At 31.4% G+C, this 26,221-nt stretch carries 25 protein-coding genes; 21 read left to right on the top strand and 4 right to left on the bottom strand.

Features of this window, described 5'->3' with window-relative positions; translation table 11 throughout:
* The first annotated feature begins 154 nt into the window (after window positions 1-154).
* The 3 genes from AB3G33_RS15295 to AB3G33_RS15305 all read left to right on the top strand — a co-directional run bounded on the left by AB3G33_RS15295 (window position 155) and on the right by AB3G33_RS15305 (window position 4,363).
* A complete protein-coding gene (locus AB3G33_RS15295; protein ID WP_367771192.1) occupies window positions 155-2,803 on the top strand; it encodes a TonB-dependent receptor in 2,649 nt (882 codons plus the stop codon).
* A gap of 157 nt (window positions 2,804-2,960) precedes the next feature.
* Window positions 2,961-3,713, top strand: coding sequence for a class I SAM-dependent methyltransferase (locus AB3G33_RS15300; RefSeq protein WP_367771195.1), 753 nt, complete (start codon window positions 2,961-2,963; stop codon window positions 3,711-3,713).
* Between the two features lie 116 nt (window positions 3,714-3,829).
* Complete coding sequence (locus AB3G33_RS15305) at window positions 3,830-4,363, top strand: hypothetical protein (RefSeq protein WP_367771198.1); 534 nt, start codon at window positions 3,830-3,832, stop codon at window positions 4,361-4,363.
* A gap of 71 nt (window positions 4,364-4,434) precedes the next feature.
* Here the strand turns inward: AB3G33_RS15305 and AB3G33_RS15310 are convergent, their stop codons facing one another.
* On the bottom strand, window positions 4,435-4,785 hold the full coding sequence (locus AB3G33_RS15310; protein WP_367771200.1) for a 4Fe-4S dicluster domain-containing protein: 351 nt from the start codon (window positions 4,783-4,785) through the stop codon (window positions 4,435-4,437).
* 151 nt (window positions 4,786-4,936) lie between these two features.
* Between AB3G33_RS15310 and AB3G33_RS15315 the strand changes: the two genes are divergently transcribed.
* From AB3G33_RS15315 to AB3G33_RS15340, 6 genes are all read left to right on the top strand, one after another.
* Window positions 4,937-5,995, top strand: a complete 1,059-nt coding sequence (locus AB3G33_RS15315; RefSeq protein WP_367771202.1) for an acyl-CoA reductase — start codon at window positions 4,937-4,939, stop codon at window positions 5,993-5,995.
* A gap of 93 nt (window positions 5,996-6,088) precedes the next feature.
* Entirely contained in the window at window positions 6,089-7,159 is a 1,071-nt protein-coding gene (gene serC / locus AB3G33_RS15320; protein ID WP_367771205.1) for a 3-phosphoserine/phosphohydroxythreonine transaminase, read from the top strand.
* A gap of 109 nt (window positions 7,160-7,268) precedes the next feature.
* Window positions 7,269-8,219 (top strand): D-2-hydroxyacid dehydrogenase, encoded by a 951-nt coding sequence (locus AB3G33_RS15325; protein WP_367754370.1) that lies wholly within the window; start codon window positions 7,269-7,271, stop codon window positions 8,217-8,219.
* A 101-nt stretch (window positions 8,220-8,320) separates the two neighbouring features.
* Window positions 8,321-8,884, top strand: a complete 564-nt coding sequence (locus AB3G33_RS15330; RefSeq protein ID WP_367771208.1) for a hypothetical protein — start codon at window positions 8,321-8,323, stop codon at window positions 8,882-8,884.
* Window positions 8,885-8,996: 112 nt separating this feature from the next.
* On the top strand, window positions 8,997-9,431 hold the full coding sequence (locus tag AB3G33_RS15335) for a DUF6146 family protein (protein WP_367771211.1): 435 nt from the start codon (window positions 8,997-8,999) through the stop codon (window positions 9,429-9,431).
* 32 nt (window positions 9,432-9,463) lie between these two features.
* The gene (locus AB3G33_RS15340) at window positions 9,464-9,766 is read left to right on the top strand and encodes a DUF6787 family protein (protein WP_367754376.1); all 303 of its coding nucleotides are present in this window, start codon (window positions 9,464-9,466) and stop codon (window positions 9,764-9,766) included.
* A 1-nt stretch (window position 9,767) separates the two neighbouring features.
* Here AB3G33_RS15340 and AB3G33_RS15345 read toward each other — a convergent pair whose 3' ends face one another.
* On the bottom strand, window positions 9,768-10,055 hold the full coding sequence (locus AB3G33_RS15345; protein ID WP_367771214.1) for a hypothetical protein: 288 nt from the start codon (window positions 10,053-10,055) through the stop codon (window positions 9,768-9,770).
* 48 nt (window positions 10,056-10,103) lie between these two features.
* Entirely contained in the window at window positions 10,104-10,649 is a 546-nt protein-coding gene (gene msrA, locus AB3G33_RS15350; RefSeq protein WP_367771217.1) for a peptide-methionine (S)-S-oxide reductase MsrA, read from the bottom strand.
* A 157-nt stretch (window positions 10,650-10,806) separates the two neighbouring features.
* Between msrA and AB3G33_RS15355 the strand changes: the two genes are divergently transcribed.
* From AB3G33_RS15355 to AB3G33_RS15390, 8 genes are all read left to right on the top strand, one after another.
* Window positions 10,807-11,469 carry an ABC transporter ATP-binding protein gene (locus tag AB3G33_RS15355; protein WP_367754382.1) on the top strand — a complete coding sequence of 221 codons (663 nt, stop codon included), beginning with the start codon at window positions 10,807-10,809 and terminating at the stop codon, window positions 11,467-11,469.
* A gap of 59 nt (window positions 11,470-11,528) precedes the next feature.
* Complete coding sequence (locus tag AB3G33_RS15360; RefSeq protein WP_367771220.1) at window positions 11,529-12,293, top strand: TIGR02757 family protein; 765 nt, start codon at window positions 11,529-11,531, stop codon at window positions 12,291-12,293.
* A gap of 297 nt (window positions 12,294-12,590) precedes the next feature.
* A complete protein-coding gene (locus AB3G33_RS15365) occupies window positions 12,591-12,959 on the top strand; it encodes a response regulator transcription factor (protein WP_367771223.1) in 369 nt (122 codons plus the stop codon).
* 21 nt (window positions 12,960-12,980) lie between these two features.
* A complete protein-coding gene (locus AB3G33_RS15370; protein WP_367771226.1) occupies window positions 12,981-14,090 on the top strand; it encodes a HEAT repeat domain-containing protein in 1,110 nt (369 codons plus the stop codon).
* A 21-nt stretch (window positions 14,091-14,111) separates the two neighbouring features.
* The gene (locus tag AB3G33_RS15375; protein ID WP_367771229.1) at window positions 14,112-15,521 is read left to right on the top strand and encodes a glycosyltransferase; all 1,410 of its coding nucleotides are present in this window, start codon (window positions 14,112-14,114) and stop codon (window positions 15,519-15,521) included.
* Between the two features lie 29 nt (window positions 15,522-15,550).
* Window positions 15,551-17,980, top strand: coding sequence for a sulfatase-like hydrolase/transferase (locus AB3G33_RS15380; RefSeq protein WP_367771232.1), 2,430 nt, complete (start codon window positions 15,551-15,553; stop codon window positions 17,978-17,980).
* Window positions 17,977-19,242, top strand: a complete 1,266-nt coding sequence (locus AB3G33_RS15385) for a YaiO family outer membrane beta-barrel protein (protein ID WP_367771235.1) — start codon at window positions 17,977-17,979, stop codon at window positions 19,240-19,242. Before AB3G33_RS15380 ends, AB3G33_RS15385 begins: the two co-directional genes overlap by 4 nt.
* 69 nt (window positions 19,243-19,311) lie before the next feature.
* Window positions 19,312-20,664, top strand: coding sequence for a DEAD/DEAH box helicase (locus AB3G33_RS15390; protein WP_367771238.1), 1,353 nt, complete (start codon window positions 19,312-19,314; stop codon window positions 20,662-20,664).
* Window positions 20,665-20,723: 59 nt separating this feature from the next.
* Here the strand turns inward: AB3G33_RS15390 and AB3G33_RS15395 are convergent, their stop codons facing one another.
* Window positions 20,724-21,836, bottom strand: coding sequence for a lactonase family protein (locus tag AB3G33_RS15395; protein ID WP_367771240.1), 1,113 nt, complete (start codon window positions 21,834-21,836; stop codon window positions 20,724-20,726).
* Window positions 21,837-22,006: 170 nt separating this feature from the next.
* Between AB3G33_RS15395 and AB3G33_RS15400 the strand changes: the two genes are divergently transcribed.
* The 4 genes from AB3G33_RS15400 to AB3G33_RS15415 are packed head-to-tail and all read left to right on the top strand — an operon-like array spanning window position 22,007 to window position 26,217.
* On the top strand, window positions 22,007-23,935 hold the full coding sequence (locus tag AB3G33_RS15400) for a BatA domain-containing protein (RefSeq protein ID WP_367771243.1): 1,929 nt from the start codon (window positions 22,007-22,009) through the stop codon (window positions 23,933-23,935).
* Window positions 23,936-23,980: 45 nt separating this feature from the next.
* The gene (locus AB3G33_RS15405) at window positions 23,981-25,234 is read left to right on the top strand and encodes a dihydroorotase family protein (RefSeq protein ID WP_367771246.1); all 1,254 of its coding nucleotides are present in this window, start codon (window positions 23,981-23,983) and stop codon (window positions 25,232-25,234) included.
* Between the two features lie 4 nt (window positions 25,235-25,238).
* Window positions 25,239-25,568 carry a hypothetical protein gene (locus tag AB3G33_RS15410; protein ID WP_367754404.1) on the top strand — a complete coding sequence of 110 codons (330 nt, stop codon included), beginning with the start codon at window positions 25,239-25,241 and terminating at the stop codon, window positions 25,566-25,568.
* A 4-nt stretch (window positions 25,569-25,572) separates the two neighbouring features.
* A complete protein-coding gene (locus AB3G33_RS15415) occupies window positions 25,573-26,217 on the top strand; it encodes an alpha/beta hydrolase (RefSeq protein WP_367771249.1) in 645 nt (214 codons plus the stop codon).
* Window positions 26,218-26,221: the final 4 nt, after the last annotated feature.

Here is a 26,221-nt window from a genome sequence, read left to right on the forward strand (position 1 = left end):
AATTTTTGTAACAATTTATTGATTCCGTAATTAGATTGTGAAATTTTAATTATCTCCCATTTATTTTTAGAAATACAGACGATATATTAATGTTATGTTAAAAAAATACTATATTGCACAAGATTTTAAACCAAAAACCAAACTTAATTAAATTATGAAAAAAATCACATTACTTTTTTTACTACTAAATGTCAGTATTCTTTTTGCTCAAAAAGAAATTTCTGGAGTAGTTAAAGATAACTCTGGAGCGGGATTGCCGGGAGTTAACATTGTCGAAAAAGGAACAAACAATGGCGTTTCAACAAATATCGACGGAGCATACAAAATAAAAGTTAAAGAGGGAGCTACTTTAGTTTTTAGTTACATTGGTTTTTCTAAAGTAGAAAAAGCAGCAACTGGCTCAACTGTTAATGTAGTTTTATCAGAAGAAGGTGGTCAAGCCTTAGATGAAATTGTAGTTACAGGAACAAGAACTGCTCCTAGAAGTAACACTACATCTGCATTACCAATCGATGTAATTTCTTCTAAAGATTTAACATCTACAGGTCAAGCAACTTTTGACAAAGCATTACAGTACAAAATTCCATCTTTTAATACGGTACAAACACCAGTGAATGATGCGACTTCATTACTTGATCCATATGAAATTAGAAATATGGGACCAAGTAGAACATTAATCCTTATCAATGGAAAACGTAAAAACTTAAGTTCATTGCTTTACGTACAAACTTCTCCAGGACGTGGTGAAACAGGTGCAGATATTTCTGCTATACCTACTGACGCTATCGAAAGAGTAGAAATACTTCGTGATGGTGCATCTGCACAATACGGTTCTGATGCAATTGCTGGGGTAATGAATATTATCTTAAAGAAAAGTACTAACGGAGGTTCAGTTACAGTAAGAAGTGGAATGACTTCTGAAGGTGATGGCGAAATGTTAGGCGTGAGTTTAAACAATGGTTCTACTGTTGGGGATAAAGGTTTCGTAAACTATACTGTAGATTTCTCTAAAGTAAACCAATCAAACAGACCAGGTACAGTAGATGCAGCTGGTGAAGCTGGAGATTTTGGTGCTTCTTTATCAGATGTTCAAGCTTTCCTTGCTAAACACCCAGATGCAGGAAACATCAACGGTTCTCCTGAAACTGCTGCTGCAAAATTCTTAGTGAATGGTGGAAAAGAGTTAAGTGAAACATCTCAACTTTACTACAATGCCGCATACGTTTACAAAAAGGTAAACTCATTTGCGAATTATAGAACTCCATACTGGAGAACATTATCTGATTATCCTTACTTAAAAGACTTTTTTGGCGATGGTACACCAGCGTCTTACCAAGGTTATGTTCCAACATTTGAAGGAGATTTGAATGACTATAATGGAACATTTGGATACAAGTCAACAAAAAATGACTGGAACACAGATGCGAGTATTACAGTTGGTGGTAACACACAAACTTACAGTGTAAACAATTCTCATAACAGATCTGACATACAAGACGAAAATGGAAATAATGTTTACCTTGAAAACAGCCCAATCTCTTTTAAACCAGGAGGAACTGCATTCAACCATATTGTAGGGAATTTAGACATATCTAAAGTATTATCTGATAAAATTAGTATTGGTTTTGGTTCGGAAATGAGAACAGAAACTTTTGAAGTTATCGAAGGAGACAAAGCATCTTGGGATGGAATTGGAGCTGATTCATTTGCAGGTAACAGACCAGAAAACTCTGGAAAATGGAATCGCTACAACTTAGGAGCATATTTAGATGTTGCTTACGATGTAACTAAAGATTTCTTAATAAATGGTACTATTCGTTATGAAGACTATAGTGACTTTGGTGGAGCAACAGTTTGGAAAATAAGTTCAAGATATAAATTTGCCGATGATAAAATTACATTAAGAGGATCTGTTTCTACTGGTTTCAGAGCACCTACATTACACCAAATTTACACTCAAAAATCGCAATACTCTTTTGTTCCTGGTCAAGGAATTCAAGTAAGTGGATTAATCAACAACTCATCTCCACAAGCTCGTATCTTAGGAATTCCTAAATTAGATGCTGAAAAATCAACTAATATTACTGTTGGTATTGGTGCAAAACCTTCTAGAAACTTCAACTTTACTGTAGATTATTACAATATTAAAGTTGCTGACAGAATCGTTTTAGGAGACAAAGTAGAAACTCAATTTGGTACAGTGGCTTGGTTTGAGAATTCATTTGATTCAAGAACTTCAGGTTTAGATTTTGTTGCTAACTATACTAACATTGAATTAGGAACTGGAAAACTTGCTTTCAACTTATCTGGAAACGTTACCATTCAAAACGAAAGAATTTCTCCAGTAAAAAGTAATAATTTCAGCCCTACATTAGATGCTTTAATGTTTACTTCTAGACCAGACACTAAATGGATTTTGGGAGCAAATTATGAAATTGGAAAATTCGGATTTTCTCTTAACAATACTTATTTTGGAAAAACTACTTTCAAACAAGATGGTTTAGATTCAAACTTAAGAACAGAATTTACACCTAAAATTGTTACTGACTTAGGAGTTTCTTTCTCAGCAACTGAGAAATTAACATTCTCTTTTAATGCAAATAACTTGTTAAATGTATTACCAGAATGGAAATTTAAAGCTGAAAATGCTGCAGGTGCTGCTTTATTAGCTGATGCTGCTCAGGTTAAAAACCAATCAAACTTGATTACTTTTAACCAACGTTATTCTCGAATGACTTATGATGGTTTTCACTTTAGTCAATTAGGAACTATGTTCAATTTATCAATGAACTATAAATTCTAATTCGGTTATCGAATAATTATAATTTTAAAAGGCTGTCTTTCGACAGCCTTTTTTTATACTTCATTTTTTCATAAATTTATATCGTACGTATTCATTTTAAAATTAATCAATACACTCAAAAAGCATTTATCCAGAAACCGTATTAAAAGAGCATCTTATGGCATCACTATACAATGAAAAAATGGCAACTATATACGACGCTATGTATCAAACTTTTGTTGATTATGATGAAGAGTATCAGTTTTACAACTCCCTTATTCAAGAAAATAATTGCAAAAGTATACTAGAGATAGGAAGTGGTACTGGCAATCTTGCCAAACGCTTTCAAGAAAACAAACAAGATTACAAAGGATTAGATTACAGTAAAAATATGATTGCTATTGCGCAGCAAAGGAATAAAAACTGTCTTTTTATTCACGGAGACATGCGTGATTTCAACCTGGATAAACCAGTCGATGCTATTCTTATAACAGGCAGATCTACAAGTTATTTAACTTCAAATGATGACATTAACGAAACCTTTACGTGTTTAATCAACAATATTAATGACGAAGGAATTATAATCTTTGATTTTATAGATGCTAACCGGTTTATCCCTTTTGTAAATGAAAATCAAAAAATTAAACATGAAGCTAAACATGAAGGAGTGAACTATTTAAGGGAAAGCAATTGGGAAACAACCTCCTTAGACAACTTTATGCTAGAATGGAATGCAAAATACTTCACTATTACCAATGGCGAAAAAGAATTAATAGCGAATGATTTTTCAACCGTACGTGTTTTTACACTAAACGAAATTCAGCTTTTATTATACATAAATAATTTTGAAATCATAAAAACCATAGATCGAAAAACCTATGCCTATGATACCTATGTTATTGTAGCAAAAAAAAGAATTCTTAAAATTTAACCTTATTTAGTTTTGACAATAGCGTAAATAATATAATCTTTTATTAAAATCATATAATAATTAAGCTAACATCTATTTGTATTTTTGTGATATACAAATCATTAAAAACAAATATCATGAAAATTATAGCTTTAGGAATGGTTGCTTTTTTACTTTCGTTTAATAGTCAAGCACAAAACAAAAATGTAAAAACAGAAGTAAAAACCAATATTACAACAATAAAAGATTCCCAAGGGGAGAAAAAATTGGTTAAAACAGAAGAAATAAAAGAAGTTCAAGCAGTTGAATTAATGGATGCCGATTCAAAAGTTTTAAACAAAGACACAAAAGAAACTCCTGTTGAAGTTACCGCAACAACAAAAATCACGGCTGATGGAGTTACTAAATTAATTGACGTAGACAGATCTGCTTATTACGAATTAGACGGAGTAAAATACCAAGTTTCTAATGATAAAAGTGGTTATACTGTTTTTTCTCCTGACGGAAAAAAATCAGCTATCTTAAGAAAAACATCGAATAACAATTACATCTATAAATCTAAAAACAAAACTTCATTTGGTTATTTTGATGGTGATGGAAATTTAGTTCTAGAATCGTATGATGAACCGACGGACACTATTACTGTTACAACATACGTTATTGAAAAATAAAAAATAAGACATAGCACAAAAAAAACCTGAACGAGAGTTCAGGTTTTTTTTGTGCTTAAATTAAATTAAACTTATTCATTATGCAGAAAAGCTTGTCTATTTAACAAGGTTTCTTCAGTTTCCACATGGTTATCATCTGGAATACAACAATCTACAGGACAAACAGCAGCACATTGCGGCTCATCATGAAATCCTTTACACTCCGTACACTTACCAGGTACAATATAGTAAACTTCATCAGAAATTGGAGTTTGAGCAGCATCTGAATCAACCTCTGTTCCATCTGGTAAAATCACCTTTCCTGCCAATTTTGTTCCATCTTTATATCTCCAGTCATCTGCACCTTCATATATAGCTGTATTAGGGCACTCTGGTTCGCAAGCACCACAATTTATACATTCATCTGTTATAATAATAGCCATCGTAATTTATCTTAAAGTTTATATGTCTTAAGCCTTATAGTCTCAAAGTTAAAAGACAATTCAATCTTTTGACTTGATGACTTTTGACTTCGACTTTATTATGCTTATTTTTGTGCAAAATTACAATCAAAACAATTCATAAGCAAACATTATGACATTAGAAACAAAAAAAAGTGTTTTTGTTGAATTAGGAAAATTTTTAAGCCAATTTTCTCAAGATAATGATTCAAAAAAAACAAGCGTACTATATAATGACCTTTTTTTCGAAGAATTCATCAATTTAATAAAACTTTCCCAGTCCCATAATGGATGGTATACACCTGAACATGTATACTTTTCTATCCAATCTTGGGCCAAAGCACTGACCGAAGATAATTTAACGAAATGGACATCTGTCTACGCAATTGAAAATATAAAAGCCAAGAACGTTGCTTTAATTTTAGCGGGAAATATCCCTCTGGTAGGGTTTCATGATTTTCTGACTGTATTAATGACTGGCCATAATGTTTTAATAAAAACATCATCAAACGACCAACATTTACTTCCTTTTTTAGCAAAATACATTATCGCCATTGAACCTGAATTAGCTGAAAAAATCACGTTTGTTGAAGGAAAACTAGAAAATTTTGATGCTGTAATAGCAACTGGAAGCAACAATACAGCTCGTTATTTTGAATATTATTTTAAAGGTAAACCATCCATTATCAGAAAAAACAGAAATTCTGTTGCAGTACTAAATGGTTCAGAGTCCAAAGAGCAGTTAATTGCTTTAGGAGAAGATATATTTAGGTATTTTGGACTAGGATGTCGAAATGTATCTAAACTTTTTGTCCCAAAAGACTATATTTTCGATCCTTTTTTTGAAGCTATTTTTGAATATCAGGATGTGATTCACTATGAAAAATATGCCAATAATTATGATTACAATAAGGCTGTATTTTTAATGAGTAATTTTAAGCTTCTTGACAATGGTTTTTTGACCTTAAAAGAGGATTCAAGTTACGCCTCTCCTATTTCAAGTGTCTTTTACGAGCGCTATGAAACCATAGCTGATCTACAACAAAGGTTAATAAATGAAAAAGAGCAAATACAATGTATTGTTAGTAATGGTCTTGTTCAAAACAGTATCGCTTTTGGAGAAACGCAAAACCCTCAATTATGGGATTACGCAGATAACGTAGATACTATTTCGTTTTTGTTAACAATATAGGTTAAAAATGTTTTATTTTTTCGAATTATTTAACGCTTTTTAAAGTCCTATTGCCGAAATTTGCATTTTAATTTTTCGGACATAAACTACATCATGAAAAAACACAACTACAGCGCAGGACCTTGTATTTTACCACAAGAAGTTTTTGATAAATCAGCACAAGCTATTTTAAATTTTAATGAATCCGGGTTATCTATATTAGAAATTTCGCATAGAAGCAAAGATTTTGTTGCGATTATGGATGAAGCTAGAGCATTGGCACTAGAATTATTAGGATTAGAAGGCAAAGGATATCAAGCACTTTTCCTTGCTGGCGGAGCAAGTCTAGAATTTTTAATGGTACCTTATAACTTAATGAAAGAAGGCGGTAAAGCGGCTTATCTTGATTCAGGAACATGGGCTAGCGGAGCAATAAAAGAAGCGAAATTTTTTGGAGAAACGGTTGTTGTTGCCTCTTCAAAAGAAGAAAATTACAATAATATCCCAAAAGGATACAGTGTACCTGCTGATGCAGATTATTTTCACTGTACAAGTAATAACACCATTTTTGGTACGCAAATAAAAGATTTTCCATCGTTAGACATGCCAATTGTTTGCGATATGAGTTCTGATATTTTTTCTAGAGTTTTGGATTTTTCTAAATTTGATATCATCTATGCAGGAGCACAAAAAAATATGGGGCCAGCAGGAACCACTCTTGTAATTGTAAAAGAAGAAATCCTAGGTAAATCAGGTAGAACTATCCCAAGTATATTGGATTACGAAAAACATATTAAAGCAGAAAGTATGTATAATACTCCTCCTGTTTTTCCTGTATATGCATCACTGTTGACTTTACAATGGTTAAAAAATCTAGGTGGTATTGCTGCTGTTGAAAAACTAAACAATGCAAAAGCTGCTTTACTTTACACTGAAATTGACAGAAATCCATTGTTTAAAGGTGCTGCTGCAATTGAAGACCGTTCTAATATGAATGCAACTTTCTTATTAAACAATCCAGAGCATGCAGCAACTTTTGACACTATGTGGAAAGCAGCAGGAATTTCTGGAATACCTGGACATCGTTCTGTAGGTGGTTATAGAGCTTCTATGTACAATGCTTTGCCTATTGAAAGCGTTCAAGTTTTGGTAGATGTCATGCAAGCTTTAGAAAAAGCAATTTAAAAATTATAATTAGGGATTGATTTAAGGATTTCAAAAACTTTTTATAATCAATCACACCATTAAATAAACAGATTGAATTTTTAAATTTTCAATCTTAAAAAAAACAATAATGAAAGTATTAGCAAACGACGGAATTTCTAAAAGTGGAATTCTAGCTTTAGAAAAAGGTGGATTTGAAGTAATAACTACAAAAGTAGCACAAGAACAAGTGGCTAATTTTGTAAACGAAAACAACGTGAGCGTAGTTTTAGTTCGTAGCGCTACTAAAGTACGTAAAGATATAATTGACGCTTGTCCAGGTCTAAAAATAATTGGTCGTGGTGGTGTAGGTATGGATAATATTGATGTTGACTATGCAAAAAGCAAAGGGATTCATGTAATCAATACTCCGGCATCTTCATCTGAATCTGTGGCAGAATTAGTTTTTGCTCATTTGTTTTCTGGTGTTCGTTTTTTACATGATTCTAATAGAAACATGCCTCTTGAAGGAGATTCAAACTTTGATGGTTTGAAAAAAGCATATGCAAACGGAATTGAATTAAGAGGTAAAACATTAGGAATTGTTGGTATTGGTCGTATTGGTCAAGCTACTGCTAAAATGGCTCTTGGACTAGGTATGAAAGTGATTGCTGCGGATAGTTTTATCCCACAAGTTGACGTAAAAGTGGAATTCTTTGACGGACAATCAATCACTACTACCATAGTTTCTCAATCACTTGAATCTTTATTCAAAGAAGCTGATTTTATTACTTTACACGTTCCAGCTCAAGATGGTTACATCATCGGTGAAAAAGAACTAGCTATCATGAAAGATGGTGTAGGTATTGTAAACTGTGCTCGTGGTGGTGTTATTGATGAAGTTGCATTAGTAAAAGCATTAGACAGCGGAAAAGTATTGTTTGCTGGATTAGATGTTTTTGAAAATGAGCCGACTCCAGAAATGACAATTTTAATGAATGCTAAAATTTCTTTGACTCCACATATTGGAGCTGCAACTGGAGAAGCACAAGATAGAATTGGTACGGAATTAGCTTCACAAATCATTAGTTTGATTGGTTAATTAACTTAATTTTAGTTACATATATACAAGTGGGTTTGTTAATTTATTTTAACAAACCCACTTTTTTTGTAAATTGCAAAGCAAATCTAAAAAGTATAAAAATGTTTGAACAATTAACCCAATTAGCCCAACAATTTGGTGTAGATTCTGTGATAAATAATGCAGCAGTACCAAATGAAAAAAACGAAGCAGTACTAGGTGAAGCCAGTAATTCAGTACTAAGCGGATTACAAAAAGTAGTTTCCGAAGGAGGCATTGACCAATTAGCTGGATTATTTCAAGGTAACAATGCTACAAATAGTACTAACCCAGTAGTACAAAAACTAACACAAGAATTATCAGGTAACTTAGGTGAAAAATTTGGAATAAATGCCTCTGATGCCTCTGGAGTAGCTTCTAAATTAATTCCTCAAATTTTGGGTGCTTTAGTAAGTAAAGCAAAAGATCCAAATGATTCCAGCTTTGAAATATCCGATATTATTGGAGCCATCACAGGAGATGCTGGGAAAAACTCTGGAATTATGGATGCAATCTCTACCTATGGAGGACAATTTAGCTTAGACCAAAATGGAGATGGCAAAGTAGATATTAGTGACGCAATGGATGCTGTTACCAAAAAAGGTGGTGGAATTGGCGGGATGCTAGGTGGTTTATTTGGAAAATAATAAACAACATACTTATTTTTAAAAATCATTTGCTTATCGTAAATGATTTTTTTTGTTAAAACACTCACAACCAACTAATTATTTTTGTAAATTTAATTTCAATATTTCAATCATGAAAAAAATTTTTTACATAGTAAGCGTTATTTTATTTTCCATTTTTAGTTGTAAAACAGCTAATACAGCTTTAGTAAAGTCTAATAAAACAATTCCTACTCAAAATGATACCATCCGAATTGCTAACGATGAATTAGAATATGAAGTAATAATTATTGACCCCGGTTTTAATACTTGGCTTGTTTCAAGAGCTTTTCCTCGAAATTATTATTCCCAATCGTATTTAGAAAGTAAAAACAGAATTTGGATTAGTGAATGGAATAACCGCGTTTTACAACCTTTTCGCTATAATCCCAATTTATATGAAATGAGTATATCTTACGATCCCAATATTGACTATGGGTATGAAGTCAATTATTTAATTTATAATTATTTAGTTTATTTTCAAAATACCTATAAACAAAAACTTTTTGGATATGTTCCCTCAAGATAATCTTAGTATATTTGTAATCATTATAAATAAAAATGAAAGGATTGAAGAAACGTTGGGGAATAGAATCTAATTTTCAACTTACCATAATAATTATTGTTTTTGCAATTACTGGATCTGCTTCGGCTTGGTTATCTAAACCTTTTTGTTTATGGTTGGGAATTATAAAAGAAGATTTAGGTATGTGGTTTACTCCTATTCGCCTTTTACTGATTTTCCCAATTTATCAAGTCCTTTTAGTGTTGAATGGATTTATATTTGGACAGTTCAAATTCTTCTGGGCTTTTGAAAAAAAAATGCTAAAACGAATGGGATTACGTTTTCTATTTAAAGATTAATTCACTCTCTTTTTTTAATCCAATAATTATAAATCCAGGTCAAGGTAAAACTTGGAATAATATCGGTAAAGGGAATAATCTCTTCCAAAAAGGCGATCACACCCGCTACCTTTCCCACAGTTCCTTTATACATTTGAGTCATTAAAAAACCTGCAATTGGCGCCCAAATAACATCTGAAAACTCCCCAATCATAGGCACCGTAAACGACAGCATACCTATTCCATCAAAGAGTATCCCAAGTATTAAATTCTTAGTTTTATTATTAGCTGCTAAAACTGGTGTATCCATATTCCATTACTTTAATAATTCGTTTCAAGAAAATTAATAATAGGTTTCTTATTTGAGTTTATCTTTAAAGACTTTTTTTAGCTTTTCGATTTTAGGAGTGATTACATAAGAGCAATACGCCTGCAATTTATTCTGATTGTAGTAATCATTATGATATTCTTCTGCCTTATAAAACGTAGATACTGGTGAGATTTGCGTAACAATAGGAGCATCAAAAGTATTTTCTTCAGTCATTAACGAAATATAGGCTTTCGAAATCTCTTTTTGCATTTCGCTGTGATAAAATATTTCACTTCTATATTGCGTCCCAATATCATTCCCTTGACGGTTTAATGTTGTAGGATCATGAGTTGCAAAAAACACCTCTAATAATTCGCCAAAAGAAATCTCATTGGGATCAAAAGCAATTTCTATGGCTTCAGCATGTCCTGTATCTCCATTACAAATTTCAGCATAAGTAGGATTTAAAGTATGTCCTCCAATATACCCCGAACCAACACTTTTCACTCCCTTTAACTCTAAAAACACTGCTTCAGTACACCAAAAGCAACCTCCAGCAAATGTGGCTTTCTCCATTGTATTTTGTAATTCCATTTAATAAATTCTTAATTTAAATTCTATTTATGACTATCCAAATTTAACCTATTTAATAGACTTCTTTCTTTTTCATTAACTAAAATTTATAGTTTGTGGGATTAAATTTATACCAATAATCATTAAAATCTTTGTTTCTTTGTACAAACTGGTTAAAATGATACAAGCAAAAAATTTACATAAATATTACGATGAACTTCATGTTTTAAAAGGAGTTGACTTACATATAAAAAAGGGAGAAATCGTATCTATTGTAGGGGCATCAGGAGCAGGTAAAACTACTCTTTTACAGATTTTAGGAACATTAGATAGACCTTCAACAGAAAATGAAATTGTTCTTCGTATCAATAATGAAGATATTTTGACCATGAAAGATAAAAATTTATCCAAATTTAGGAATCTAAATCTGGGCTTTATTTTTCAATTCCATCAGCTATTGCCTGAATTTACTGCCTTAGAAAATGTATGTATTCCTGCCTTTATAGCTAATAAACCGAAAAAAGAAACTGAGATTGAGGCCGAAAAATTATTAACTTATCTAGGTCTTTCTCATAGAATGAATCACAAACCCAATGAGCTTTCGGGTGGAGAACAACAACGAGTAGCAGTAGCAAGAGCGTTAATAAATAAACCAGCGGTCATTTTTGCAGATGAACCTTCGGGGAATCTTGATACAGCATCAGCAGAGAACTTACATCAGTTATTTTTTAAATTGCGTGATGAATTTGGACAAACATTTGTAATAGTCACACATAATGAAGATTTAGCCAATATGGCCGACAGAAAATTAATTATGATTGACGGTATGATTAGTAACTAAAACAGTTTAAAGTTCATTAAAAATGACGAAACATTTTAAACATTAAACTTTAAACAAAAATGAATCCATCTGAACTCAAATCATTTCTTGATGAGAAAGTGATACAATACAATACACTCGACTTTATCGATAGTGATCCCGTTCAGATCCCACATCTTTTTACCCAAAAAGAAGATATTGAAATTGCAGGCTTTTTAAGTGCCACAATTGCTTGGGGAAATCGTAAAATGATCATCAAAAACTCCCACAAGATGATGGATTTAATGGGGAATGCCCCCTACGATTTTATAATGTCCCATACTGAAACTAATCTAGAACAACTGGAATCATTTGTACACAGAACCTTCAACGGACAAGATTTTACATTCTTCATTAAAAGTTTAAAAAACATTTATCAAAACCATAATGGATTAGAATGCGTATTTACTAATAACCAAGATTTAGAAACTATGCAACTATCCATTTCAGAATTCAAAAAAATATTTTTTGAAATTCCACATCAATACCGAACACAAAAACATGTTTCGGATCCAATGAACAATTCAGCTGCAAAACGCATCAACATGTATTTAAGATGGATGGTACGCCAAGACAACAAAGGAGTTGACTTAGGAATATGGAAAAATATTTCAACCGCTTCCCTATCCTGTCCACTTGATGTTCATTCTGGAAATGTAGCTCGAAAGCTAGGTTTATTATCCAGAAAACAAAATGATGGAAAGGCACTTGCCGAACTAGATCTACAACTTCGAAGATTAGATTCTAATGACCCTGTAAAATATGATTTTGCCCTGTTTGGTCTAGGGGTTTTTGAAGGTTTTTAATTTATACACTAGTATATTTAAAATAACTAAACAAAAAGAATTTAAATATATCCCTCAAAGAGCTATTTTCTAAATTTTTAAATAAGATTTAACATTAAAAAAAGTAGTCTTTCACTTTCATATTCATAAATTAATGCCTTTAATCGATGTTTTTAGCATTTAATCGATGTGCGGAACGAAGATTTATATTAAATTTGGTTTAATTAAATAAGAAAAGACTTTAAAAGAAGAAAATCTAGATTAAACAAAATAACACAACTGAATTTCAATTATAAAAAAATTAAAAAAAGTCAAACAATGAGTGAATCAAAAAAAATTCTTTTGGCAGAAGATAACTCAATCCTCTCATTATTACTCAAATTCAAATTAGAGAAAGAAGGGTATAAACTTTTCATGGCCATTAATGGAAAACAAGCAATTGAAATAATAGAAGAACACAGCCCTGATCTAATTCTTACTGATATAATGATGCCATTTGTAAGCGGATTAGAAGTAATAAGTCACGTAAGAAACAAATTAGAATACATAACGCCAATCATTGTGTTTTCATCAGCAGGTCAGGAAGAAATGGTTCTCAAAGCATTTAATTTAGGTGCAACTGATTTTATGAGTAAGCCATTCAGCCCAAATGAATTAAGTATAAGAATAAAAAGATTATTACGATAGAAAAAAATTGGTAAACAAAATATGGTAAATATATTTCAATATATTGTCGACTATCTAAAATATGCCCCTACAATTATTCAATTGTCTTGGGCTTTGAGTGCTGTATTTACATTTACAATAATTAGTTTAACATTCTATTTAAAACACTTAAGAAGTCGTCTAAGGACTAAAGAAAGAATCCAAAAAGTATATGAAAAAAAATATGAAGCTGATTTAATAGAATATTTATATTCGGGTAATGAAGAAGAGGAAGTGAGTCCTGAACAACAAAAAATTATTAATTATTTGAAAAAAAGTTCAGAAGATAGTTTAAAAAGAAAACTAATCATCTCGACCTTGTTGAAATTGAGAAGCGAAATTTCTGGTGAAACAGCTAATGACATCCAGAAACTATATTACCAAACAGGACTTATTAATTATGCCTCATCAAAACTGAAACATAAAAAATGGAATATAATTGCAAAAGCAATTAAAGAGCTTACCCAATTTGGAATTAAAGATGTGCATGACGACGTAATTCTTTTAATAAATCATCCAAAAAAAGAAGTGCGTAAAGAAATCCAAATGTATTTAGTAAAATTATTCCATTTTGAAGGACTTGATTTTCTAAATGTATTAAAAACTCCATTATCAGAGTGGGACCAAATTCAATTATTAGAAATTCTTCAAAATTTTGAAGACCAAAAAATACCAGATATAAATGAATGGTTAGAATCAAGAAATAGTACCGTTGTTCTTTTTGCTTTAAAACTAGCCAAAATTTACAATCAGTTTGAAGCCAAAGATGTAATTATAAAACTTCTGAATCATTCAGAAATGCAGGTTAGAATAGAAGCAATTGATGTGCTTTCCAACATGGGAGTTATTGAAGCGGTCGCAATATTAAAAAATGATTTTGATCAACGTGATATAGAGGAACAGATTGCCTTCTTTAAAATGTTGGAAAGCATGTATGACACTAGCGATATTTCTTTCATTTCACAATTTATTAATCATGAAAACTTTTATATAAAAGTATCTGTAATGAAAATATTGAAAGTAATTAATGTTGATAATGAATCCAATACATTTAAAATAATTACTACAGATAAAGAATTTTCAGAAAGTATCAATTTAATTAAAGCCAGTTAATTATACTAAAAAACTACCCAAATGATAATAGATTTAATTCAATACCTATTTTTTGGTTTTGCACTTACTGCAATTCTATCCTATATCATATTAGCCACAATTTCAGCAATTGAGACAATAGAATATATGAAAAAAAATAGCTTTGTTAATTATAAAGAAATATTATCATCTTCAATTTCTCCTTCCATTTCAATTATTGCACCTGCCTATAATGAAACTTTAAATATTGTAGAAAACGTACGCTCTTTATTATCAAACCATTATGTAAATTACGATGTAATCATAGTAAATGACGGAAGTAAAGATGATAGTCTTGAAAAACTTATTAAAGCGTATGACTTAGTTAAAGTAGACTACCTTATCAATAACCAAATCCCAACAAAACCGCTTAGAAAAGGAGTCTTTAAATCCACTAACCCTGCTTTTGAAAAATTGATTGTAGTTGATAAAGAAAATGGTGGAAAAGCAGATGCATTGAATACTGGACTAAACATTAGCCCTAATAAATATGTAGCATGTATTGATGTCGATTGTTTATTACTAGAGGAATCCTTACAAAAAATGATTAAACCCTTTCTAGAATCTACGGATGAAAAGGTAATTGCTGCGGGAGGAGTTATCCGAATTGCAAATTCATGCATCATAAAAGACGGTAAATTACTAGATGTGAACTTGCCTAAAAATTTAATAGTAAGAGGGCAAATTTTAGAATATCTAAGAGCTTTTTTATTAGGTAGAATGGCATGGAGTAAATTGAATGGTTTATTAGTTATTTCGGGCGCCTTTGGTTTATTTGATAAAAAAATAGCTATTGAGGTGGGAGGTTACGACACCAAAACTGTTGGAGAAGATATGGAAATCATTGTGAGAATGAGAAGACATATGGAAGAGCAAAAAATAAAATATAAAGTAGCCTATATTCCAGATCCACTTTGTTGGACTGAAGCGCCGGATAATTATAAAATCTTTATTTCACAAAGAAATAGATGGACCCGAGGAACCATTGAAACATTAAAAAAACATCGTAAAATTGGTTTTAACCGTAAATACAATGCATTAGGAACCATTAGCTATCCTTATTGGTTAATTTATGAAAGACTGGCTCCAGTAATTGAAATTATGGGTTTATTCTATTTTTTATTTCTTTTACTAAATCATAATGTAAAATGGGATTATGCAATAGCATTCATTGTACTATCTTATTTATTTACTGTATTCTTTTCGATTATTACTATCATTTCTGAAGAGCTTACTTACCACCAGTATAAGAAAAAAGGAATTGGTTTACAATTAATCAGCACAGCCTTTTTAGAGCCTTTCACAAATCATCCCTTTATTCTATATGCAGCAATTAAAGGTAATTTTGATTACTATTTTAACAAAAAAATAAAATGGGGAGAAATGACTAGAAAAGGAATGACAAATGATTAAATTACCTAAATAAATAGAGATAGTAAAATATGAAGATTAAGTCGTTTTTAAATAATTGTTTCCCTTATATTTATTTAACAATTTCATTGGTAATCGCTTTTTGGTTTATTACTGCATTTGAAATATATACTAAGGCAACTAACGGAATAAACATTACAAACACAACAACAACGTTGTTCTATAAATTACTCAATGATTTTGGAATAGCATTGTTGATTGGAGTATTCTTTTTTCCAGTATATATGCTCTTTTATTATGTTAGAAAACCATGGAGTGTTATTGTAATCAAAATCATTTTTTCTTTACTGATTATTGGTCAATTTGCATTGGTTAAATACAACCTTACCACGCTAGTAAATTTAGGTGCAGATATTTTAGGATATTCCTATAGTGACATGTACACTACTGTAACTGCATCCGAATCATTATCTTATTTATACTTTATTCCTTTTATTATTTTTCCACTTCTTTATTTAGGTATTAATAACCTATTGGTAAGCTATGGTAATCCAAAAATTATTTATATCATTTCAGGAATTTCAATACTTATCTTAGGAGGTTTAAAATTGGGAATTTCTGAAGCTTCTGATTCTACTTATCAAAATAAGTTGTCCTTCTTTGCAACTGATATCTTTCGTTTTCAATCAGATAAAAATGCGTTTAATGCTGATAATCTATTTTACAAAAAAGAGTATCCGTTAGTGCAACCATTTGAATCATCTCCGGATGTATTAGCCCCTTTTTTTGAAATTCATGAGGAAAAACCAAATATTGTAATGATTATAGTTGAAGGACTAGGTGATGAATTTATTGGTAAAAATGCTTATCGAGGTTTTACTCCTTATTTAGATTCCTTAATTCCAAAATCGCTTTATTGGGAAAATTTCGTCAGTAATGCAGGAAGAACTTTTGGCGCCTTACCTTCAATATTAGGGTCTCTGCCGTATGGCGAAAAAGGATTTTTAGAAATGAACCCGTTGCCTTCTAATATTTCTCTCGTCAGTATTTTAAAAGCAAATGAATATACTACCTCATTTTATTGTGGTGATGAATCCAGTTTTGACAGAAAAATAAATTTTTTAGAATACAACGGAATCGAGAATGTCATTGATATAAATAAATTTGGTCCAGGTTATGTTAAAACCAAAGAAAATTCTGGTGGTTTTTCATGGGGGTATCCTGATGGCGAAATATTCAAAAAAACATTATCTGAATTAGATTCTAAAAAACTCCCAAGGCTGGATGTGATCATGACACTAACCAATCATGAACCGTTTGATTTTCCAGCTAAAAAAGAATATTTAAAAAAAGTAGATGATATAATCAATACAAATAAAACACTTGAATTAACCAAATCGGAGGTAAACACCTATAAAGATATATTTGCATGTTTATTATATACTGATAATTCTATTAAAAATTTCATTGAATCTTATTCCAAAAGACCTGAGTTCAAGAATACCATTTTTGTAATTACAGGTGATCACCGATTAATCCCAATAGCTCAAAAAGACAAACTATGTCGCTTTCATGTGCCATTGTATATCTATAGTCCGTTATTAAAAAAACCACAAACATTTAAGTCTGTTTCATCGCACTGGGATATAACACCCAGTTTAGTTTCCTTTTTAATGAATAATTACAAAATGAATAAAATGGAGAAAACAGCTTGGATGAGTACAGGCTTAGATACGGTAAGAAAATTCAGAAACATTCACACTATTCCTATAATGCAAAATAAAGGAAGTATAAATGAAATGATTTATAAAGACTATTTACTTTCAAATGGTGACTTATTCAAAATCAATGAAAATTTTGACATTGCAAAAGTAAACGACGCCGCAATGCTGAAAGCAATAACTGACACTTTGAATGCCGCAAAAAAACTTAATGCATATCTAACTCAAAAAAACAAAATAATACCTAACTCAATTAATATATATACAAAACCTGCTTTTGAATTTTCGAAAACAGATCTTGCTACAATCAAAAAATTAACTAAAGGATTGACCTATGACGAAATATTCTTCCTTGCACGCGACTTTGCATTTAACAAAGAGCGCGATAAAGCCAGATTACTTTGTAATTACATATTAAATGAGTTTCCAAATTATGCAGACGTACGAACATTAAAAGGTAGAACTTTAGCATGGGATAAAAATTATGCAAAAGCAGAAACCGAATTTCTTGAAGTAATAAAAAGAACTCCCTATTACAATGACAGCTACCTTGCTTTAATGGATATGTATTGGTGGTCAAATCAAAACGAAAAAGGAATCGTTACTGGAAAAAAAGGACTAAAAAACAAAGTGGAAACACCAGAACTAGGTGTGAAATTAGCGCAAGCCTATTTCCGAACAAATAACTCGCTAATAGCAAATAAAATTATTGACAGTGTTATAAAAAAGCACCCAAAAGAAACAGAATTATTTAAAATTAAAAAATCCTTTGTAAAATGATTACAAAAAAAATAGCCAAACTAACATTTGTACTTTGTTTTACAATGATTTTTCAAATGTATGGGCAAGAAGAGAAATACAATGGCAATCCAGATACTTCTTTTGAAACTGCTCGTAATATGGCTTTCAATAAGCAACGCAAGCAGGCACAAGATACTTTGTCCCATATTTTAACTAAATATCCAGATTATCATGATATTCGTTCTTTCTTAGCCACAACCTATTCTTGGGATGGTGATTATAAAAAAGCGAGAAAGGAATTTGCCTATGTTTTAGAGAAAGATCCACAAAATAAAAGTACATGGATTGCTGCAATTAAAAATGAAATATGGGGAGACAAACCCTATACTGCTTTAGAAATGACAACCGAAGCATTGAAAAACTTCCCTGATGATGCCGAAATATTATACCTAAAAGCGAGTGCCGAAGAAAAAACAAATAAACCATTAGAAGCATTAAATACTTTAGAATCACTATTAAACAAGAATCCTGAAGATCCAAAAGCAAAAGAGTACAAAGCCAGTTTAAGCACAACCCTAAGAAAAAATACAATTGGAATCAAAGCTGAAGTCGATATCTATTCGGAAGTTTTTGATCCGATGCAGTATTATACTTTAAATTACAGTCGCCAAACTAAGTACGGTAGTATTATAGGAAAACTAAATTTCAATAGAAGATTCAATGAAAACGGAACTCAAATTGAATTTGATCTATATCCAAAAATTACCAAAGGATTATATGCTTATTTAAATATAGGTTTTGCAAATACGTTTCTTTTTCCTGATTTACGATATGGAGCCGAATTGTATAAATCATTGCCAAAAAGTCTTGAAGTTTCTCTTGGATTCCGCTCTTTAAAATATACAACTACCACTAACATTTATACGGGCTCCGTAGGTTGGTATACTGGGAATAGTTATTTGTCTTTTCGCCCGTATTTTACTCCGGGTGATAATGGAACCAGTACATCAGGGACTTTTACGTATCGAAAATACCGTTCTGATGCTGACAATTACCTCGGCTTCTCTTTTGGAATGGGATTTTCCCCAGAAATAAATCAATTTAATTTTAGTGGAAATGAAACAGCTATTGTAGATCTTAAATCTCAAAAATTAAATTTAAGCTATAATTTTACTTCTAAAAACAAACAAAATGCTTGGGGAACTCAGTTTGGTGTCGCACATCAAGAAATTAGTTTTGATCAAGGAAATTATTTCTGGATCTATTCACTAGCAGTTTCATGGGATTTAAGGTTTAGATAAAACAGCCGATTTAACACAATTAGCATCTTTACATTCAAAAAACGTATCTTTGCACAAAATATACGTTTTATGACCACTTTCGAGCAATTAAATCTACCCAAATCTGTCCAAAAAGCAATAGATGATTTAGGTTTTACATCCCCAACTCCTATTCAGGAAAAAACTTTTTCCGTGATAATGTCAGGTCGTGATATGATGGGAATTGCCCAAACAGGAACTGGTAAGACTTTTGCCTATTTATTACCCTTATTAAAATTATATAAATTTATTCCAGGACATACTCCAAAAATAGTAATCCTTGTCCCTACTCGTGAACTTGTAGTTCAAGTGGCAGAAGAAGTAGAAAAATTGACCAAATACATGTCAGTTCGTACTGTTGGTATTTTTGGTGGTGTAAATATCAATACCCAAAAAACAACAATTTATCAAGGCTGTGACATCCTAGTAGGAACTCCAGGACGAATCATGGATTTAACACTAGATAATGTGATTCGTTTTGAAGAAATGCAGAAACTAGTTATTGATGAGTTTGATGAGATGTTGAATTTAGGTTTCCGTACGCAGTTGACCGCTATTTTGGCTATGATGCCAAAAAAACGCCAAAACATTCTCTTTTCAGCGACTATGACGGATGAAGTAGATGCTATTTTGAATGATTATTTTGATTATCCTGAAGAAGTTACGCTTTCTGCATCAGGAACTCCATTAGAAAACATTACACAAATAACGTATAATGCACCTAACTTTAACACCAAAATAAATCTATTAAAACACTTGTTACAAGAAAATGAAGACATGAGTCGTGTGCTGGTTTTCGTAAATAACAAGAAAATATCCGATATGGTTCATGAACGTATCGAAGAAGATTTTGAAGGACAATTTGGAGTAATCCACTCTAATAAATCTCAAAACTATCGTTTGAGCACTATGGCTTCGTTCCAAGAAGGAAATCTTCGCGGTCTTATTACAACGGATATTATGGCTAGAGGATTGGATATTTCGAATATTACACACGTAATTAACTTCGAGATGCCTGAGATGCCAGAATTATACATGCATAGAATTGGTAGAACAGGTCGTGCTGATAAAACAGGTATTGCAATTAGTTTTGTTGCACCTCGTGAAGAAGAATTTAAAGTGGAGGTTGAGGTGTTAATGAATATGGAATTAAATGCTGAGGAATTTCCTGAAACAGTTGAAGTTTCATCTAAATTAATTGAACCTGAAAAAGACAGACAGCCGATTAAGTTTTTGATGAAAAAGAAAAAACTAGAAGGTGATGGTGCATTTCAAGAGAAAAGTAAAAAAAACAAGAAAGTCAATTTAGGTGGACCTGGTGTAACCAAGAAAAAAACACATGGATCTGTCAATCGTAATATGCTTAAAACAAGAGATAAAAAACGAAAAGACAAAAACAAATAGCATAAAAAAAGGCTTAAAAATGAATTTCATTTTTAAGCCTTTTTAATTTAAAACCCTCTCTAATTTTCAGTAAACACTAAACAAACTGGAGAACATAATTCAATTCTTTTTCCTGTATCTGTTAATGCACCTGTTAGTTGATCTCTTTTAAAAATAACAACATTGTTCGTGTATTGGTGGCCTACCAAAAGATAATTTCCTGTAGGATCAATAACAAAATTTCTTGGTCCTTTACCCAAAGTACTTGTTTGTCCTTTTGACTTTAACTTTCCGTTTTTACCAATTTCAAATATCGAAATATCATTCGCTTCCCCTCTATTTGAAGCATATAAAAATTTCCCGTCAGGTGAAATATGAATATCTGCAGAACCAAAAGTTCCTTTAAAACCTTTAGGTAAAATAGTAGTTTCTGCCACTTTTTTTAATTTTCCGTTTGAATATTTAAAAGTTGTTAGGCTTCCGTCCAACTCTTGTACTAAATATACAAATTTACCGTCATTACTAAAGGTTAGATGTCTTGGCCCGCTTCCCGCTTTAACAGCTACACTATCGCATACTTTCAAGGCTCCCCCATTTGAATTGGAATCATATGCATAAGAATAAACTTTATCAAGACCTAAATCATTTGACAAAACAAACTTGTGATCAGGTGAAAAATGTACCATATGAACATGAGGCCCTTCTTGTCTTTTTGCATTTGGTCCTTGACCATAATGTTGAATTACTTGTTTAGCTTCGGCAAGACTTCCATCACTATTTTTTTGAAAAACCGAAATGTTCCCACCAGAATAATTAGCAACAATAACATTTTTATCGTCATTGATAATATAACAAGGATCAGCTCCTTTTGAACTTAGTCTATTAATTAAATCTAATTTACCACTAGATGGAATGTAACTATAAGAACTAACCGTACTTTCTGGCCCATTTTCATTTACTGAATAAACATAATTATTATCCTTTGAAACGGTCAAATAACTTGGGTTTATACTGTTTTCAGCAACGTTTTTAAAACTAAAATCAGCTGTAGTGGTATCAAAATTATAAACATATATCCCCTTGCTTTCACAACTGGTAGTATACGTACCTATAAGTAAATTAAGCTTTTGACTTTGAGCTTGAAATGCCGTTAATATTGAAAATAAAAAAAGAATTAAAACCTTATTTTTCATAATTGTGTGTTTTTTAAGAAAGCTAAAATACATAATTAACCTTAATTGTTTAATGCTTTTAAAAATTATAACAACATCTATAAAAACTGTCTACAAATTTGTATTTTTGACTACTAATATCCATTTCACTTCAAAAGAAATAGAATCCAATGAAGTAAACTAAAAACCGAATGCAGTACAAACATCCCGAAATTTTATACTTTCTTTTCTTACTGATTGTACCAATTTTGGTTCATTTATTTCAATTAAGACGGTTCAAAAAAGAATACTTTACTAATGTTCAGTTCTTAAAAGCTTTATCTATACAAACTAGGAAAAGTTCTAAAATAAAAAAATGGTTGCTCCTTTGCTGTCGTTTACTTCTATTAGCTTCTATTATTATTGCATTTGCTCAGCCCTTTTTTTTAGCCAAAGACAATAAGAATGCTTCAAATGAATTGTATATCATTCTGGATAATTCCTTTAGCATGCAAGCCAAAGGAAAAAAAGGAGAACTCTTGAAACGCTCTGTACAGGAATTACTTGAAAACACACCCGAAAATACCCGTTTTTCTTTGCTCACCAATTCCGAAAGTTATTGGAATACTGATATTAAAGAAATTCAAAATACATTACAAAATCTTGAATATAGCGCTATTCCGTTTCAATTAGACAATTTAATTGCAAAAGTAAAATCACATAAGTCCATTTTCAAAAAAGACATTATCATCATTACTGATGCCGTAGGTATTGATAAAAAACAATTAAAAGGCATTAATGAAAATGAAAATCCGTATTTTATAATTCCAAAAGCAGAACAAAAAAATAACGTAGCAATCGACAGTGTTTATATCAGTGAAACATTAGAAAATTTCTATGAAATTGAAGTAAAACTATCGAGCTACGGACAAAGCGAAAAAGAAGTTCCAATAGCTATTTACAACCAAAACAAATTGGTTGCAAAAACGCTAGTCAATTTTGAAACGAAACAGAAAATAGTTCATTTTACTATTCCAAAACAAATTTTTCACGGTTATGTAAGTATTACTGATAATGGTTTGGGGTATGACAATGTTTTATATTTTAGTATTTCAAAAACTAAAAAAGTAAAAGCACTTAGTATTGGAGACCTTCAAAAAAACACTTTTCTAAGTCGGATTTTCACAAATGAGGAGTTTGATTTCAATGCAACTACAATTTCTTCATTGGATTACAATGAAATAGAGAAACAAGATGTTATCATTTTAAATGAACTAGATGAAATTCCTCAAGCATTACAAACCACATTAAAATCAGTGGTAGAAAAAGGAGCTAATTTAATCGTGATTCCGTCAGGAAAATCATCTTTGAGTAACATCAATCCTTTCCTGAATATTTTTGGAAAACTACAATTCAACTCTTTAGAAAATTTTGAAAAACGAATCACCAAAATTAATTTTGAACACCCTTTATTCAATGGTGTTTTTGAAAATAAAATTACCAATTTTCAATATCCAAAAACGAATAGTTCATTTGAAATTTCAGGAGTAAACTCTGGAGCGCTATATTATGAAGACCAGACTTCATTTTTGACTTCATTACCCAATACTAATTCGACTGTTTATATTTTTTCGGCCCCAATAAATACCGAAAATTCAAATTTCCAACAATCGCCGTTAATTGTCCCTACCTTTTATAAAATGGCAGTAAGTAATCATAACAACGGAATTATTGCATTAACTATTGGGAATGAAAATCCTTTTTTAGTAGATGTATTATTATCTAAAGACGCTGTTTTAACTGTGAAAAATAAAACGGAACAATTCATTCCCATTCAACAAATACTAAATAATAAAGTGAAATTAATTTTTAATGATTATCCCACACAAGCAGGGAATTTTGAAATTTACAACCAAAAAGAAGCGCTAGAAAACATTAGTTTTAACTACAATAGAAGCGAAAGCAACTTAGAAAATAGCAATGAAAATGCAGTAACAGACTATAAAACACTCGATTCAATTGCAACTGTTTTTGACACTTTACAAACAGAGCGAACAGACAATCAAATTTGGAAATGGTTTGCTATCTTTGCACTGTTATTTATGGCTGGCGAAATGGCAATCATACGATTCATGAAATAAAAAGCATATTTCATGTATTAAGAATTAAAAAAATAAAATCCACATATGAAACTTATCATCCGAGAAGCAAAAATTATCGACCCACAAAGTCCTTTTCATAACAAAAAAGCAGATATTTTAATTGTAGATGGTTTTATAAAAAAAATAGCAACTTCAATCCCAAATGAAGAAAATATCGAGGAAATAAAACGTGCTAATTTACATGTTTCCCAAGGCTGGTTTGACAGTAGCGTATCGCTAGGAGAACCTGGTTTTGAAGATAGAGAAACAATAGCAAATGGATTACATGTAGCGGCAAAAAGTGGTTTTACTGCAATTGCGTTACAACCCAACTCCTTCCCTATTATAGACAATCAATCCCAAATAAACTTTGTACAAAGTAAAGCTTTTGGAAGTGCAACTCAACTGTTTCCCATTGGTGCTTTAACAAAAGGAAGCGAAGGAAAAGATATGGCTGAATTGTATGATATGAAAAAAGTGGGGGCAGTCGCTTTTGGGGATTACAATAAAAGCCAAGACAATGCCAATCTACTAAAAATAGCCTTACAATACGTTCAAGATTTTGATGGATTAGTGATTGCTTTTCCACAAGATGAAAAAATAAAAGGAAATGGAGTGGCTAATGAAGGTATCGTATCCACAAGATTAGGCTTAAAAGGCATCCCAAATCTAGCGGAAGAATTACAAATTGCCCGCAATCTATTTTTGTTAGAATATACTGGAGGAAAATTACATATCCCCACAATTTCAACTGCAAAATCTGTGGAACTAATTAAAGATGCAAAAGCAAAAGGACTAAGCGTTAGCTGTAGTGCAGCAGTGCATCATTTGGTTTTAACAGATGAAAAACTAGAAGATTTTGACACACGACATAAAGTTACACCACCATTAAGAACAGAGCAGGATCGAAAAGCACTAATCGAAGGGATACTAGATGGTACAATTGACATGATTACATCCGACCACAACCCCATCGATATTGAGCATAAAAAAATGGAGTTTGATGCCGCCAAAAACGGAACTATTGGACTAGAAAGTGCCTTTGGTTCTTTAATGACCGTATTGCCTTTAGAAATAATAATAGATAAATTAACTGCCGGAAAAACTACTTTTGGCATCGAAAATTCTATCGTTACCGAAGGAGCCAAAGCCAACCTAAGCTTGTTTTCACCTGAAGAAAATAGCACATTTACAAAAGCATCTATTTTGTCAAAATCCAAAAATTCTGCTTTTCTAGGAGTAGAAATGCAAGGAACCGTGTACGGTATCGTAAATCAAGATCAATTAATTTTAGCATAAAAACATGAATAACAACACCGTTGAAAAAGGTAAAACTACAGCCATAACCAGTTATATTCTAGGAATTGGAGTCTTTATTGCCATGTCTATGAATGCTGAAGATAAAAACACTTTTGCCTCCTTTCATATTCGTCAAGGATTAGGATTAACAATTACATTTATTTCATTAGGGCTTATTGTAAGTAACTTTGATAGTTTAATGATATCAGCTCCAATGTGGATTTTTGTTTCTATTTTATGGACTTATGGTATTTTCAGTGCGATAAAAGGAGAAACAAAACCAGTTCCTTTAATTGGAAAACTTTTTCAAAAATGGTTTACAAACATATCTTAATCAAATGAAATTATCTTTAGAATACCTCGTAAGAGAACCCAAAATAAAATTAGACAAAAATCCTTTATTACTTTTACTCCACGGTTACGGAAGCAATGAGGAAGATTTATTCTCCTTTGCAACTGAACTTCCTGATGACTATTACGTGATTTCAGCACGAGCACCTCATACTTTGCAGTATGGCAGCTATGCATGGTACGCAATAAATTTTGATGAAAATCAAAATAAATTTTCAGATAACGAACAAGCAAAAGTATCCCGAGATTTAATTACTACTTTTATTGATGAATTAATAGCGACCTATCCTATTGATACGGATAATATTATCTTGACAGGATTTAGTCAAGGGGCGATATTGAGTTATGCCGTGGCACTTTCACATCCAGAAAAGATTCATAAAGTGGTTGCATTGAGCGGTTATATAAGCGAACCTATTTTTGAAGAAAATTATAAAAATAACGATTTCTCCAATTTAAAAATATTTGCTTCTCATGGGACTGTAGACCAAGTAATACCAGTAGATTGGGCTAGAAAAACTAAACCATTTCTAGATAATTTAAATATAAAATCAACTTATAAAGAATATCCAATAGGACATGGGGTTTCACCTCAGAATTTCTATGATTTTAAAAATTGGTTGTTAGAATAAAAAA

This window comes from Flavobacterium sp. WC2421, from assembly GCF_040822115.1.
GTDB lineage: Bacteria > Bacteroidota > Bacteroidia > Flavobacteriales > Flavobacteriaceae > Flavobacterium.

What these genes read in the sequence shown, in the direction of transcription:
- AB3G33_RS15295 (WP_367771192.1), top strand. Translation starts at nt 155, where the DNA reads ATGAAAAAAATCACATTACTTTTTTTACTACTAAATGTCAGTATTCTT.
- AB3G33_RS15390 (WP_367771238.1), top strand. Translation starts at nt 19,312, where the DNA reads ATGACCACTTTCGAGCAATTAAATCTACCCAAATCTGTCCAAAAAGCA.
- AB3G33_RS15305 (WP_367771198.1), top strand. Translation starts at nt 3,830, where the DNA reads ATGAAAATTATAGCTTTAGGAATGGTTGCTTTTTTACTTTCGTTTAAT.
- AB3G33_RS15415 (WP_367771249.1), top strand. Translation starts at nt 25,573, where the DNA reads ATGAAATTATCTTTAGAATACCTCGTAAGAGAACCCAAAATAAAATTA.
- AB3G33_RS15310 (WP_367771200.1), bottom strand. Translation starts at nt 4,785, where the DNA reads ATGGCTATTATTATAACAGATGAATGTATAAATTGTGGTGCTTGCGAA.
- AB3G33_RS15325 (WP_367754370.1), top strand. Translation starts at nt 7,269, where the DNA reads ATGAAAGTATTAGCAAACGACGGAATTTCTAAAAGTGGAATTCTAGCT.
- AB3G33_RS15395 (WP_367771240.1), bottom strand. Translation starts at nt 21,836, where the DNA reads ATGAAAAATAAGGTTTTAATTCTTTTTTTATTTTCAATATTAACGGCA.
- AB3G33_RS15345 (WP_367771214.1), bottom strand. Translation starts at nt 10,055, where the DNA reads ATGGATACACCAGTTTTAGCAGCTAATAATAAAACTAAGAATTTAATA.
- AB3G33_RS15375 (WP_367771229.1), top strand. Translation starts at nt 14,112, where the DNA reads ATGATAATAGATTTAATTCAATACCTATTTTTTGGTTTTGCACTTACT.
- AB3G33_RS15380 (WP_367771232.1), top strand. Translation starts at nt 15,551, where the DNA reads ATGAAGATTAAGTCGTTTTTAAATAATTGTTTCCCTTATATTTATTTA.
- AB3G33_RS15365 (WP_367771223.1), top strand. Translation starts at nt 12,591, where the DNA reads ATGAGTGAATCAAAAAAAATTCTTTTGGCAGAAGATAACTCAATCCTC.
- AB3G33_RS15400 (WP_367771243.1), top strand. Translation starts at nt 22,007, where the DNA reads ATGCAGTACAAACATCCCGAAATTTTATACTTTCTTTTCTTACTGATT.
- AB3G33_RS15315 (WP_367771202.1), top strand. Translation starts at nt 4,937, where the DNA reads ATGACATTAGAAACAAAAAAAAGTGTTTTTGTTGAATTAGGAAAATTT.
- AB3G33_RS15405 (WP_367771246.1), top strand. Translation starts at nt 23,981, where the DNA reads ATGAAACTTATCATCCGAGAAGCAAAAATTATCGACCCACAAAGTCCT.
- AB3G33_RS15410 (WP_367754404.1), top strand. Translation starts at nt 25,239, where the DNA reads ATGAATAACAACACCGTTGAAAAAGGTAAAACTACAGCCATAACCAGT.
- AB3G33_RS15335 (WP_367771211.1), top strand. Translation starts at nt 8,997, where the DNA reads ATGAAAAAAATTTTTTACATAGTAAGCGTTATTTTATTTTCCATTTTT.
- msrA (WP_367771217.1), bottom strand. Translation starts at nt 10,649, where the DNA reads ATGGAATTACAAAATACAATGGAGAAAGCCACATTTGCTGGAGGTTGC.
- AB3G33_RS15370 (WP_367771226.1), top strand. Translation starts at nt 12,981, where the DNA reads ATGGTAAATATATTTCAATATATTGTCGACTATCTAAAATATGCCCCT.
- AB3G33_RS15355 (WP_367754382.1), top strand. Translation starts at nt 10,807, where the DNA reads ATGATACAAGCAAAAAATTTACATAAATATTACGATGAACTTCATGTT.
- AB3G33_RS15385 (WP_367771235.1), top strand. Translation starts at nt 17,977, where the DNA reads ATGATTACAAAAAAAATAGCCAAACTAACATTTGTACTTTGTTTTACA.
- AB3G33_RS15300 (WP_367771195.1), top strand. Translation starts at nt 2,961, where the DNA reads ATGGCATCACTATACAATGAAAAAATGGCAACTATATACGACGCTATG.
- AB3G33_RS15340 (WP_367754376.1), top strand. Translation starts at nt 9,464, where the DNA reads ATGAAAGGATTGAAGAAACGTTGGGGAATAGAATCTAATTTTCAACTT.
- AB3G33_RS15330 (WP_367771208.1), top strand. Translation starts at nt 8,321, where the DNA reads ATGTTTGAACAATTAACCCAATTAGCCCAACAATTTGGTGTAGATTCT.
- AB3G33_RS15360 (WP_367771220.1), top strand. Translation starts at nt 11,529, where the DNA reads ATGAATCCATCTGAACTCAAATCATTTCTTGATGAGAAAGTGATACAA.
- serC (WP_367771205.1), top strand. Translation starts at nt 6,089, where the DNA reads ATGAAAAAACACAACTACAGCGCAGGACCTTGTATTTTACCACAAGAA.